The organism is Novosphingobium decolorationis, assembly GCF_018417475.1.
GTDB lineage: Bacteria > Pseudomonadota > Alphaproteobacteria > Sphingomonadales > Sphingomonadaceae > Novosphingobium > Novosphingobium decolorationis.
Window position 1 is genome coordinate 2,570,694 of the sequence record NZ_CP054856.1, and the last position, 12,230, is coordinate 2,582,923.

Sequence of the window (12,230 nt, forward strand, 5' to 3'; positions counted from 1 at the left end):
TCAGAACTCGGCCCAATCGTCCTGCACGGCGAGGTTGCCCTGCGTCATCGGCGCGGGGGACGGTGCGCGCGCCGGGCCGCGCACGGGCAGACGCTGGACATTCGCCCCGCCCATGCCGCCACGCGCATGGGCGCCAAGATCGAAGCGTCCGACGAGCTGCCCCATACGCTGGGCTTCCTGCGCCAGGCTGCGCGAGGCGGCCGTCGATTCCTCCACCAGCGCCGCGTTCTGCTGGGTCGTGGTGTCCATCTGGCCCACCACCTGGTCGACCTGGCCGATGGCATTGGCCTGTTCGTTCGCCGATTCCGCGATACGCCCGATCATGTTCGCCAGCTCCCCGGTGCGCGTGACGATCTTGCCCAGCGCCTCGCGGGTCTGGCCCAGCATCTCGACGCCGTTGTGCACCTCGCCGCAGCTGGTCTGGATGATCCCGCTGATCTCGCGCGCGGCCTCGGCCGAACGCTCGGCCAGCGCGCGCACTTCGGTCGCGACCACCGCAAAGCCCTTGCCCGCCTCGCCCGCACGCGCGGCCTCGACCCCGGCGTTGAGCGCCAGGAGGTTGGTCTGGAAGGCGATGCCATCGATCAGGGTGACGATCTCGGCCATGCGTTGGCTCGACTTGGAGATGGCCTCCATCGCGGTGCTCGCGCGAACCATGATCTGGCTGCCATCCTCGGCCTCGCGCTCGGTCGCCTGCGCGTTGTCGCGCGCGTCCTGCGCCACGCGGGCGGTGTCCGAAACCGACTCGCGCAGTTCGCGCACGGCCGCGGCCGACTGCTCGAGCGCCGCCGCCTGCGCGGTGGTGCGTCCGGCCAGATCGTCGGCGGCGCTGGCGATCTCGCTCGCGCCATTGTTGACGTTGTCCGCCGCGCCTGCGACATCGCCCAGCACCGTGGCGAGGCTCGTCACGGTCTCGTTGAAGTCGACGCGCAAGCGCTCGTAATTTTCCGGGAAGCGCGTGGTGATCGCGCAATCGAGCTTGCCGCCCTTCAGCGCCTCGAGCCCACCGGCCAGTTCCTCGACGACGACCCGCTGCGCCTTGGCCGCCGCCTCGGCGCGCTTGCGGGCACGCTCGGCAACGGCCTCCTTGATGGCCTCCAGCGCGCGGGCGATCGCGCCGATCTCGTCGCGTCCCTCGCGCCCGGGCACGGCACGCTCGAGGTCGCCGCGCGCCATGTCCTCCATCGCGCGCGTCAGCCCGGCGAGCGGGCGCACCACGCGGTTGGTCATCACTACCAGGACGAGGACGCAGGCCGCGCCGATCAGGACCAGCAGTCCGACGATCCAGTTGAAGGAGCTTGCGACCGTCGCCTTGCCCTCTTCGCCCGCGGCGTTGCCGATCTCCACGTTGTAGGCGAATTCCTCCTTCACCAGCGAGTCGAGACGGTAGCCCAGCGGCTTCAAGTCACGGTTGTAGAGCCCGGTCGCCTCATCGGTGCGCAGGCCCATCGAGGCCGAGCGCACGCCCTGTACCTCGCGCTTCCATTCGTTCCAGGTCGTCGTGAGCTGGCTGAAGAGCTTTTCCTCCTCGGCGTCGGACACCAGGTTCCGGTAATGGGAGAGCCGCGCGTCGGTCTCCTTGAGCGTCGTTGCAAGTTCCTCGTCGATGCGGCGCGTCTCGCTGCGCGTATCGGCCAGGATGTGCTGCGAGATGAGGATGCGCGCCTGGGCCTGGTGCTGCGCGACCTCGCCCAGGACCGACAGGCTGGGCACGGTGTTGTCCGAGGAATAGGACAGGCTATCGCCCAGCCCATCAATGAAGCGCAGCGCCATCGCCCCGCTCACCAGCGCCAGGGCGCCGATGAGCAGCGTCGTCACCAGAGTGACCGTCCGAATCTTGAGATTGCCCAGCAGTACCATCGCGATGTCCGTCTTCCCGCCACGCCCTGTCGTGACCCCGGCGCGGGTACCACGCGCCCTTGAACAAAGCCCTGAAGCCTCGCCCCCGCAGGAATACGCACGTCCCGAAGACGCTCCGAGCCCCCGCGGCCCTGGACGGGCCACAAAACCCCATTGACCAAACGACCAAACCGGTGCAATCGGACCTGCCTTCGCGGGTGTAGCTCAATGGTAGAGCAGCAGCTTCCCAAGCTGACGACGAGGGTTCGATTCCCTTCACCCGCTCCACCGGCAGCATACATGGCTGTCGAAGGCTGCTCGCCGGTTGCGAGCGCGAGGATAGAGGCAAGTCTGCCGGAAACCTCAACGTTAACCCCGCGCTCCGCATCACGAGGGTAGAGTATGACCTGATCAATCAGGCTGCGGATGATCGTTTGTGCTTGTAACGTCGTTTGCTCATCGCTTGTCAAGGAGCGGGTGAGGTCCATGACCTGCTTGCGATAGGTCTTCGCAATCTCCGGGTGAAGCGCGATCACCGGCACTGCGGCAAGCTCCGAGAGTTCAAGTTTGCACCGCTCCCGGGCCTGCTGGGCTTTTGCCAAGGCGGATTTGATCTCGTCAAATTCCGCTCCGTTGGCGATGGCATCCACCAGTCGCTGAACTTTCCTGCCCTCTTCGTCGATTTGACGCTCGAGCTTCCGTCGACGAGCAGCTTGGTCGGCTGTGCGGCGTGCGAATTCCTGATGGTACTCGGTTACGAAGGCCTTGACCAAATCGGGATCGAGCATTCTCTCCTGCAAGCCTTTCAGAACGCGTCGCTCGAAACTCGCCGTAGTTATGGATTTCGAGTTCGTGCACCCCCGTCCATTGCGGTGGCCGGAGCACCCCCATCGTTCCTTGCCGAAGACGATCCATCGCGCACCACAGATTCCGCAGACCCCCAGCCCTGACAACAAGCGCTTCGGCAGCTGTTGCCGAGAGAATGGCGTTCCGAAACTTTGTGCTCGCCTTTCTTGAACAGCTTGTCAGAGCTCCTCGGGAATGATCCGAAGCTCAGGCACGTTCTCGATCACCCATTCGCTCTCAGCGTTAGGTCTGATCCGAGTCTTTCTGGAAATTGGGTCGATTACCTTGCTTGTCCGATTATGAATCAGCTCGCCCCGGTACAACCGGTTCTGCAGAATGCCGTTCCGCCGCTTCCGATCGCCCGTCAGAGTGTTTGCCAACCATGGTCCACCACTTGGCCCCGGTATATTATCTCGATTCAGACGCTCTGCGATTGACCTCGGACTAGTATTAGCCGCGAACTCGCGGAAAATGCGCAGGAGGACATCTGCCTCTTCGATTTTGATCTGTCGAAGACCACGTGTCAGTGAGCCGTCAGCCGCCAGCTGATTGGCGACTTCGTAGCCATAGGCTCGGCCTGCGGGTATTCGCCCGCGCTGCACCGCCCCACGCTGGCCTCTTCGGATCTTGGCACCCAGGTCCTTGCGGTAATTGGCATCCATCAAGCCTTTGAAAACGGCTGTGATCTCGGTCACCTCTCCGTCCGAAAGCGTAATACCAAGGTGCATTGATCAGTACCCATGTGCCCATTGGCGCATTCCGATGGACATGATGCGCCAGGGCTGATCGACGAGCTTGTTCCATGCGAAGCAGCAGTGGTCGACGATGTCGTCGTAGGATTTGAAGATGCGGTTCGACAGCCAGTTGTCGCGCATGAACTGCCAGACGTTTTCGACTGGGTTGAGTTCGGGGCATCTCGGCGGCAGCGGCATCAGGGTGATGTTGGGAGGCACGACCAGTTCGGCCGATCCGTGCCATCCGGCCTGATCGAGCAGGAGGACTGCATGCGCGCCTGGCGCGACGTGGAAGGCAATTTCCTCGAGATGCATGCTCATTGCCTCGCTGTTGCAACGGGGCATGACGATGCCGGCGGCCTTGCCTTCGGCGGGACAGATCGCGCCGAACAGCCATGCCGAGGAGCGACGCTGGTCCTTCGGCGCCGATGGCCGGGTTCCGCGCTTCGCCCAGCGCCGGGTAAGCTTGGTCTGCTGGCCGATGCGGGCCTCGTCCTGCCACCATAGCTCTATCGGCGTTCCTCTCGGAGCCGCCGCTTGATTTGCGCCAGACGGGCGCCGAAGTTTTAAAATCGACGATGTCATCGCGCTTCTGGCCACGATGGCGCGGCCGGGCCGAGAGCTTGCGATAACCCATCGCACGAAGCTCGCGCCCGAGAGTGTGGCGTGTGACCGACAGCTCGAACTCGTCCCAGACCCACAGCGCCAGGTCAGCAAGCCGCCAACGCACGACGCCATGCGCCGCGGGGATCGGCCCCGCCTCGACGATCTCGGCGAGCCGGGCGCGCTGCTCGTCGTTCAGGATCGAAGCCCGCCCCGGAGCTTTGCGCGTTGCCAGACCGTCGGGACCTCCGTCGTTGAACCGCAGAACCCAGTCGCGCACGATCTGCAGCGTCACGCCGGCAATCTTCGCCGCTTCGCTGCGACTGCCGCCGTCCAGGATCAGCGCAACAGCCAACAGGCGTCGGACCTGATCGGCATCGCCACTTCGTCGTGCAAACCCTCGCAAATCCGCCGATGTGTAGTCAGATCGAACCCCAATCGCTGCCGCCATCGCAAGCCTCCATGTGCCTGCCATGATGAATCAGAAAATCACCAGCTTGGAAAGCGAGGACGTGAGTCAGCCTCAGCGCGCCTTGGTATGACGCTGGACAAGCTGATCCTGCAGGAAGCTGCCAAGGGAAACTTCTGAGCCCCGCGCGGCGGCGGCGCTGCATCGAGCAAGTACGACGAGATCTGCCGATCCGGTTGTCCGAGCGACGGATATGCCGGGTGCTAGGGCAGCATCGATCGACGCAGCGTAAAGTGCCGCGTGGGGCGGATGACGAACAGGCGCTGACGGAGGACATCATCGCCTTGGCGAAGCAATATGGTCGCTATGGCTATCGCCGGGTGACGGCGTTGCTGTGCCATGCGGGGTGGACGGTGAACCACAAACGGGTCGAGCGGATATGGCGGCGCGAGGGACTGAAGGTTCCGCTGCGCCAGCCCAAACGGGGACGCCTGTGGCTCAACGACGGATCATGCGTCCGCCTGCGGCCTGAGTATCCGGGGCATGTGTGGGCCTACGACTTCGTCGAAGGGCGCACGCACGATGGCCGCAAGTTCCGTATCCTGACCATCATCGACGAGGCCAGCAGGGAATGCCTGGCGCTCATCGTTGCACGGCAGCTCAAGCATGAGGATGTTCTGGCGGCTTTGGCTGACCTGTTCATCTCATACCAAGGCGCGCTGAGGCTGACTCACGTCCTCGCTTTCCAAGCTGGTGATTTTCTGATTCATCATGGCAGGCACATGGAGGCTTGCGATGGCGGCAGCGATTGGGGTTCGATCTGACTACACATCGGCGGATTTGCGAGGGTTTGCACGACGAAGTGGCGATGCCGATCAGGTCCGACGCCTGTTGGCTGTTGCGCTGATCCTGGACGGCGGCAGTCGCAGCGAAGCGGCGAAGATTGCCGGCGTGACGCTGCAGATCGTGCGCGACTGGGTTCTGCGGTTCAACGACGGAGGTCCCGACGGTCTGGCAACGCGCAAAGCTCCGGGGCGGGCTTCGATCCTGAACGACGAGCAGCGCGCCCGGCTCGCCGAGATCGTCGAGGCGGGGCCGATCCCCGCGGCGCATGGCGTCGTGCGTTGGCGGCTTGCTGACCTGGCGCTGTGGGTCTGGGACGAGTTCGAGCTGTCGGTCACACGCCACACTCTCGGGCGCGAGCTTCGTGCGATGGGTTATCGCAAGCTCTCGGCCCGGCCGCGCCATCGTGGCCAGAAGCGCGATGACATCGTCGATTTTAAAAAAACTTCGGCGCCCGTCTGGCGCAAATCAAGCGGCGGCTCCCGAGAGGAACGCCGATAGAGCTATGGTGGCAGGACGAGGCCCGCATCGGCCAGCAGACCAAGCTTACCCGGCGCTGGGCGAAGCGCGGAACCCGGCCATCGGCGCCGAAGGACCAGCGTCGCTCCTCGGCATGGCTGTTCGGCGCGATCTGTCCCGCCGAAGGCAAGGCCGCCGGCATCGTCATGCCCCGTTGCAACAGCGAGGCAATGAGCATGCATCTCGAGGAAATTGCCTTCCACGTCGCGCCAGGCGCGCATGCAGTCCTCCTGCTCGATCAGGCCGGATGGCACGGATCGGCCGAACTGGTCGTGCCTCCCAACATCACCCTGATGCCGCTGCCGCCGAGATGCCCCGAACTCAACCCAGTCGAAAACGTCTGGCAGTTCATGCGCGACAACTGGCTGTCGAACCGCATCTTCAAATCCTACGACGACATCGTCGACCACTGCTGCTTCGCATGGAACAAGCTCGTCGATCAGCCCTGGCGCATCATGTCCATCGGAATGCGCCAATGGGCACATGGGTACTGATCAATGCACCTTGGTATAAATATTCGCGCGCCGGCGAATGTAACTCGTTCGAATATCTCGAGGGCGTCTCGCTGATGACGGGCAAGCCGATCTGTCGCTTCCGTTAATATCTGATCGGCTTGTCCGGCTTCCACTACCTCCAGCATCGCTGCGAAGCCTGGGCGAACATCGGCTTTGATACCGGCTGCGCCACTGATTGCCTCGTCTTTGAATTCGCCAATGACTTCCCAACCTTCGCGGGCGCACCTATTCCTCAAGTCCTGCAGTTGATCATCTGTCGAACGCGGATTTTGGAGGCCGGTGCTGTACCTTGCATACAGAACTGTCTTCGGCCGCTGCAGTCCGGGCAAGCAATTTCGCCAGTTCAATGAGTTCAGCGTCGATCATCATGCCTTTCCCTCATCAGCGAAATTTGGATGACCTTGAAAAAGCCCCTGTTCTTGCGCAGAGCCGTAATTGTCTGCCGCAGCGGCTTGCAACCACTCAACGACATCGGCCGTCAGAGCGAAGAAGCCACGTCGCCCGGAAACTTTGAAAATGTGAAGATGAATATGGCCGCGCCTGCGGGCTTGTCGAAGGGCCGCCAAGTTTGCGAATCCAAGTGCGCGCGCCAAAGTCGTATTTCCGATAATCGGCCTATGGCGATCAAACATGTCGGCCGCTAGTTGAATTCGCTTATCCATGGTATTCTTGTCCAACACTGTTGCACTAGCACTACTTTGGCAGAAGTTTGATTTTCGGGATTCCCATGTCGCTGAATGCGTGATTCATGGGGAGCCAGCTTTGATGGAGGCTGGCGATGGAAGAGGCGTGGCAGGCGGATCTTGAACGGTGGCTTGCGCCATATCTGGAAGCCTTGGGGAACAAGACTCGCCGTAGAATGTGCCCGGCCTATATCGCCGGTCTGATCGGGCCCGGCGATCGCAAGAGCATCCAACCCATGGCAGCCCGTTCGGATGCGATACCCTACGACCGGCTACATCATTTCATCGGGGCTGGCTTATGGGACAGCGCCCCACTGGAAGCGACCTTGTGGAACCAGGCGGATGAATTGGTTGGCGGTGAGGGAGCCTGGTTGATCATCGACGACACCGCCCTGCCCAAGAAGGGCAAGGCTTCGGTTGGCGTCGCGCCCCAATACGCCACGGCGCTGGGCAAGAATGCCAACTGCCAGACGATGGTATCGGTGACACTGGCCTCGGGCGAAGTTCCCCTCATGTTAAGCTTGCGGCTGTTCCTGCCGGAAAGCTGGACGAGCGATGCTGCGCGCATGGACAAGGTTGGCGTGCCTACGCCCTTGCAGGAATACCGCACCAAGCCAGAGATCGCGATTGAGGAGATCGATCGCATTATCGCTGCCGGGGTGCGCTTTGGCTGCGTGCTGGCCGATGCGGGTTACGGGCTGTCGGCTCCGTTCCGGCAGGCACTGAGTGCGCGTAGCCTTTGCTGGGCGGTTGGCATCCCCCGGCATCAGAAGGTCTATCCGGCCGATGTGCAACTGATCTTCCCAGTCGCAGGACGCGGTCGCCCACGGGTGCGACATGTGCCCGACGTCAAATCCATGGCCGCGCACGCAATGCTCGAAGGCGCGAAGTGGCGACAGGTCAGTTGGCGCAAAGGAACAAAGGGACGGCTGACGGCCCGCTTTGCCGCCATGCGCGTGCGCATTGCCGATGGTGCGCCTCAACGGATCGGCTCTGCCGGGGCCCAGCACATGCCGGGCGAGGAAGCCTGGCTGGTTGGTGAGCATCGCTCGAATGGCGAGCGCAAATACTATCTCTCCAATCTGCCCGGCGACACCCCGATCAAGGCTCTCGCCGGTGCGATCAAGGCGCGCTGGGTTTGCGAACAAGCGCATCAGCAACTCAAGGAGGAACTCGGCCTCGATCACTTCGAAGGACGATCCTGGACCGGGCTTCACCGCCACGCCTTGATGTCGATGATGGCCTACGCCTTCCTGCAATCTCAAAGGCTCGCTCAGGCGGGGCGAAAAAAAAAGAAACCTCGGTCCGCCTCCCCAACCCACCTTGCCAGCAGTGCGGCAGGCCATCCTTGACCGCCTGTCTCGCTCACCGCCGGGGCATTGCCCTCACTGCGGATGTTGCCTCATCAGACGTCCCAGTAAACTTCTGCCAAAGTAGTGCTAGGCTCAGGATCTGTAATTGCAGAGCTAGGCGGTGCGATCCCTTGAGGGTTTCATGGATCTGTCCGCACTGGCCGAGCCGGAAGCTGGTCGTGCTGTATCGGGTCTCACAGAGGCGAACGTTGCATTGACTCGACGCGGGCTTGTTGACCCATCTGAGCACCTTCGCAGATCGTCCGTCCCTGCGTTCCCTCGCGGGACACCGCCCTCGGATCAGCTTTGACGCTTCACCGCTGGCAAACACATTCTACCCTACCTCATGCCTGGAACAAAGTGCCGTCGCGCAGCATGGCGTGCATGATCACCGCGAGGCGGCGTGCAAGCGCGACGCGGGCCTTCTTAAGACCTCGGCGCTTGGCGATCTTCATGGCCCATGTTTTCAGAGCAAAGGTCTCGCGGCTGCGGGTGAGGATCGAGTTAGCCGCCTCGTAGAGCAGCTTGCGCACCGTGCCATCACCCTGTTTGGTGATCCGGCCCGTCCAGTCGAGTTCGCCCGATTGGTGGCGTCTGGGCACCAGGCCGAAGTATGCGCCGGCATTGCGGGATTGTCGGAAGCGGCCTGCCTCATCCACCGCCGCAGCAAAGGCGGCGGATGTCTGCACACCAACGCCTGGGATGGTCATGAGGATCTCGCAGGCTTGAGACTGGCTGGTGATGACGCGCAGCCGGCGATCCATTTCCTTGATCTGCTCGACCAGTTCAGCGCGTACAGCCAGCAGAGATACAATGGCCTCGCCCAAGCCGGGAATGTGGGCAGCCTGCATGATCCGCTCAAGGAATGCCTTCCCCTGTCCCGGACCGGGGCGATAACCGAACGTGGCGCAAAGACCGCGGATCATGTTGTCGAGCCGCACACGTGCTTCGACCAGATGGCCACGCGCGGTGATCACGCTGCGCACGCCATGCGCTGCCGGGGATTTGACGTGCACCTCCTTGTAGAACCCCGTCCGCGCCAGTTGTGCGAGCCCGGCGGCATCGTGCGGGTCGGTCTTGTTCGCCTTCATCGCCTTCAGGCTCTGGTGCGCCTGGCGGGCATCGATGCATACGATCGGCACGCTGAGTTCGCGTAGGCCCAGGCAGATCGCCGGCGACATGCGCCCCGTCTCGATCACTGCACGCTCGATTGGGCCGTAGCGCTCCAGCATCGCCGCGATCGCCTCCGGAGAACTCTCCGTTTTCTCCGACACGAGCTTCCGACCGTTTTCGTCAACGATGCAGACCTGCGTGCTTTCCATCGACAGGTCCAGTCCGGCATAATGCTTCATGGCTGCTTCCTTCCTTCAAGATTCGACAACCAGAAGTGTGCGCCTCAACCGAGGCCCGAGGGAAGCAGCCGCAATTACACGATGACTCGTTGATCAAAGCCAGAAGAGGACAGTGGCTGCGAGAGCGAGGGCTGAGAAGAATACGGTCGGGCAGCGGTCGTAGCGGGTTGCGACGCGGCGCCAGTCCTTGAGGCGACCGAACATGATCTCGATGCGGTTGCGACGCTTGTATCGACGCTTGTCGTATTTGACGGGCATCGAGCGGGATTTCCGGCTAGGAATGCAAGATTTGATGCCCTTTTGCTCAAGCGCGTCCCGGAACCATTCGGCATCGTAGCCCCGGTCGGCCAGCATCCACTGTGCCTTTGGCAAGTCATCGAGCAAAGCCGCTGCGCCGGTGTAATCGCTGATCTGGCCCGCCGTAATGAAGAAGCTCAAAGGCCGTCCGTTGGCATCGGTGACGGCGTGGAGCTTGGTATTCATGCCGCCTTTGGTCCGTCCGATCAGGCGTCCGAGATCCCCTTTTTTACCCCAAGGCTGGAAGCCGTGCGGTGGGTCTTGAGATAGGTCGCATCTATCATGACGGTCTGGGGTTCGGCCCTCTGGGCGGACAGACCTTCCATCATCCGGCTAAACACGCCCATCTCACCCCACCGCTTCCAGCGATTGTACAAGGTCTTGTGAGGCCCGTACTCCCTGGGTGCATCACGCCAACGCAAGCCGTTCCGATTGACGAAGATGATCCCGCTCAGAACGCGCCGATCATCGACACGCGGCTTTCCGTGACGCTTGGGAAAATACGGCGAAAGACGCGCCATCTGCTCGTTCGTCAGCCAATAAAGGTCGCTCATCCTCAGTCTCCTCGCAGAGCCTGAATCACATCACGGCATGCCAATCAATGGGTCCTGAGCCTAGTAATTCATTTATTTTCAATAACTTAATTTTGCAATATTTCAGCTTATCGCCCCCAACATCCTCGCGACGATCTCGGCAATCTGCCGGGCAAGAAGTGGCGGGACCGCGTTGCCAACCTGCACGTATTGCTGGGTACGGTTCCCCTCGAAGAAGTAGTTGTCAGGGAAGGTCTGCAACCTCGCTGCTTCACGAACCGTCAGACTGCGGCACTGCATGGGATCGGGATGGATGAAATAATGCCCATCCTTCGAGATATGGCTCGTCACCGTGGTTGACGCTCGCCCCCAGGCCTGGACCCTGAACCGATCCGCGAACTTGCCCGATTCCCAGTTGCCGTGATCGGGCGCCAGCGCCTTCGGAAACTCCCCTGCCTTGGGCGAACGCTCGAACACTTCAGCGAAAGCCGCTGCGAATGCGTAGCGCGCGAGATCTCCTTCCATGTGCCCTCTGCTCTCGTGGTTGGGCAGGGTCGTCGGCGCATCCTTCGAGATCCAGGCACCGAGCGCATTGTCCTTCAGGGGCGTCACGATTCTGCTCGTTCTGGGCAGGATCTTCTCGCGTGACGCAAGCTCCATGGCGCAATCGAGCAGCCGCATCTGGACATCGGCAAGCCAGTCACCATCCTCACGGCATGCGGCAGAAGCCGACCGCAAGGCCCGGATTGCAGCCTCGACCCAGGCGCCCGGACTGTCTCCGCCACGGCTCAGCCCGCTGCGCAGCTCCGGCATCCTCGAAATGGCATCCCTCACTGTCACCTGTCGATCGACCGGCTGGAGGCGGAGACCAGCCTTCATGCTGTCCGGAAGTACGTCGGCAATATCCCTCCTGAGTCCAAGAAGGATGACACGGTGCCGGCATTGCGGGATGCCGAAGTTCTCGCTTCGGATCAGATGGCCCGGAAGCCCGCCGCGATCATCGTCAACCAGCGGAAAGAGCACGTAGCTTCCAAGCCCACCGCCAGCTGTTTCCAGGTCAGCCAGCACCTTTTCGATGATCCGTTCGCCCGCGACCCTGGCAGAGAGCAACCCCTTGACGTTCTCCATCACGAAGGCGGCCGGCTGCAGGCGCTGAAGAATGCCGATATATTCCCGATACAGGAAATGGCGATGATCTTCGGCCGGATCGTATCCTGCGATACCCTTGTTTCGCGCGCGCCCCACCAGCGAATAGGCCTGACACGGTGGACCACCGATAACGACTGTGCGCACACCCTTCTCGCTCTCGACCAAACTCAACCTCTCGTCGAGTTCGGCGGCTGCCTGCTCGGATCCCAGCTCGAGCATTGCGGTTTCGGCGACAGCGCGCGCCCACTCGTCCGGATGGGCGTCGATCAGGTCCTGTTTCGAAATCTGCCCAGCCAGATACCTGTCGTAGTCTTCGGGCGGGCTCTCGAACTGCCGGAAAAACGACCTCAGGCGCAGAGTGGCGAAGGCTGAGGGCTCCTTCTCGACCGAAAGCGCGATCGGAAACACGCGGTCGCCATCGCCGTTCCGGATTGTCGAGAAGCCTTCTGCAAGACCTCCAGGGCCAGCAAATAGGTCTATAGTCTTGTAAGTGCAGCCCATAGCGACGATCATTCTCCTTTGAAGCCGCCTGATACCAGGTTGCCCGAACAGTGCC

Annotated in this window: 10 protein-coding genes, 1 tRNA gene and 2 pseudogenes; 5 read left to right on the forward strand and 8 right to left on the reverse strand. The window is 62.1% G+C overall.

Annotated elements, in window-relative coordinates; all coding sequences use genetic code 11:
• A complete protein-coding gene (locus HT578_RS12005) occupies window positions 1-1,860 on the reverse strand; it encodes a methyl-accepting chemotaxis protein (protein ID WP_213499682.1) in 1,860 nt (619 codons plus the stop codon).
• Window positions 1,861-2,053: 193 nt separating this feature from the next.
• Here HT578_RS12005 and HT578_RS12010 point away from each other — a divergent pair.
• Window positions 2,054-2,127: transfer RNA gene (locus HT578_RS12010), tRNA-Gly, on the forward strand.
• Window positions 2,128-2,696: 569 nt separating this feature from the next.
• Here HT578_RS12010 and HT578_RS22590 read toward each other — a convergent pair.
• From HT578_RS22590 to HT578_RS12025, 3 genes and pseudogenes are all read right to left on the reverse strand, one after another.
• Window positions 2,697-2,795: pseudogene (locus HT578_RS22590) on the reverse strand (hypothetical protein); the annotation flags it as partial.
• A gap of 69 nt (window positions 2,796-2,864) precedes the next feature.
• Window positions 2,865-3,380, reverse strand: a complete 516-nt coding sequence (locus HT578_RS12020; protein ID WP_213499684.1) for a recombinase family protein — start codon at window positions 3,378-3,380, stop codon at window positions 2,865-2,867.
• Between the two features lie 36 nt (window positions 3,381-3,416).
• A protein-coding gene (locus tag HT578_RS12025) for an IS630 family transposase (RefSeq protein ID WP_213499685.1) occupies window positions 3,417-4,473 on the reverse strand; the annotation gives its coding sequence in 2 pieces (ribosomal slippage) (window positions 3,417-3,972 and window positions 3,971-4,473; 1,059 coding nt in all).
• Window positions 4,474-4,560: 87 nt separating this feature from the next.
• Between HT578_RS12025 and HT578_RS12030 the strand changes: the two are divergent.
• Window positions 4,561-5,135: pseudogene (locus HT578_RS12030) on the forward strand (IS3 family transposase); the annotation flags it as partial.
• A 91-nt stretch (window positions 5,136-5,226) separates the two neighbouring features.
• A protein-coding gene (locus tag HT578_RS12035) for an IS630 family transposase (protein WP_144401094.1) occupies window positions 5,227-6,287 on the forward strand; the annotation gives its coding sequence in 2 pieces (ribosomal slippage) (window positions 5,227-5,719 and window positions 5,719-6,287; 1,062 coding nt in all).
• Here HT578_RS12035 and HT578_RS12040 read toward each other — a convergent pair.
• The gene (locus HT578_RS12040) at window positions 6,233-6,655 is read right to left on the reverse strand and encodes a recombinase family protein (protein WP_338422134.1); all 423 of its coding nucleotides are present in this window, start codon (window positions 6,653-6,655) and stop codon (window positions 6,233-6,235) included. The genes HT578_RS12035 and HT578_RS12040 overlap by 55 nt on opposite strands.
• Before the next feature lie 48 nt (window positions 6,656-6,703).
• Here HT578_RS12040 and HT578_RS12045 point away from each other — a divergent pair, with 48 nt between their 5' ends.
• Together HT578_RS12045 and HT578_RS12050 are read left to right on the forward strand one after the other, a co-directional pair.
• Complete coding sequence (locus tag HT578_RS12045; protein WP_213499687.1) at window positions 6,704-6,952, forward strand: hypothetical protein; 249 nt, start codon at window positions 6,704-6,706, stop codon at window positions 6,950-6,952.
• A gap of 134 nt (window positions 6,953-7,086) precedes the next feature.
• Window positions 7,087-8,343: an IS701 family transposase gene (locus HT578_RS12050; protein WP_213499689.1), complete on the forward strand. Its 1,257-nt coding sequence runs from the start codon at window positions 7,087-7,089 to the stop codon at window positions 8,341-8,343.
• 344 nt (window positions 8,344-8,687) lie between these two features.
• Here HT578_RS12050 and HT578_RS12055 read toward each other — a convergent pair whose 3' ends face one another.
• The 3 genes from HT578_RS12055 to HT578_RS12065 form a co-directional block, all read right to left on the reverse strand.
• On the reverse strand, window positions 8,688-9,695 hold the full coding sequence (locus HT578_RS12055; protein ID WP_213499691.1) for an IS110 family RNA-guided transposase: 1,008 nt from the start codon (window positions 9,693-9,695) through the stop codon (window positions 8,688-8,690).
• A 93-nt stretch (window positions 9,696-9,788) separates the two neighbouring features.
• Window positions 9,789-10,546, reverse strand: a protein-coding gene (locus HT578_RS12060; protein ID WP_213499693.1) for an IS5 family transposase whose coding sequence is annotated in 2 segments (ribosomal slippage) — window positions 9,789-10,213 and window positions 10,213-10,546 — 759 coding nt in all. Because the reading frame shifts where the segments join, the coding sequence is not laid out codon by codon here.
• 102 nt (window positions 10,547-10,648) lie between these two features.
• Window positions 10,649-12,187, reverse strand: coding sequence for a DNA cytosine methyltransferase (locus tag HT578_RS12065; RefSeq protein WP_239026262.1), 1,539 nt, complete (start codon window positions 12,185-12,187; stop codon window positions 10,649-10,651).
• Between the last annotated feature and the right edge of the window lie 43 nt (window positions 12,188-12,230).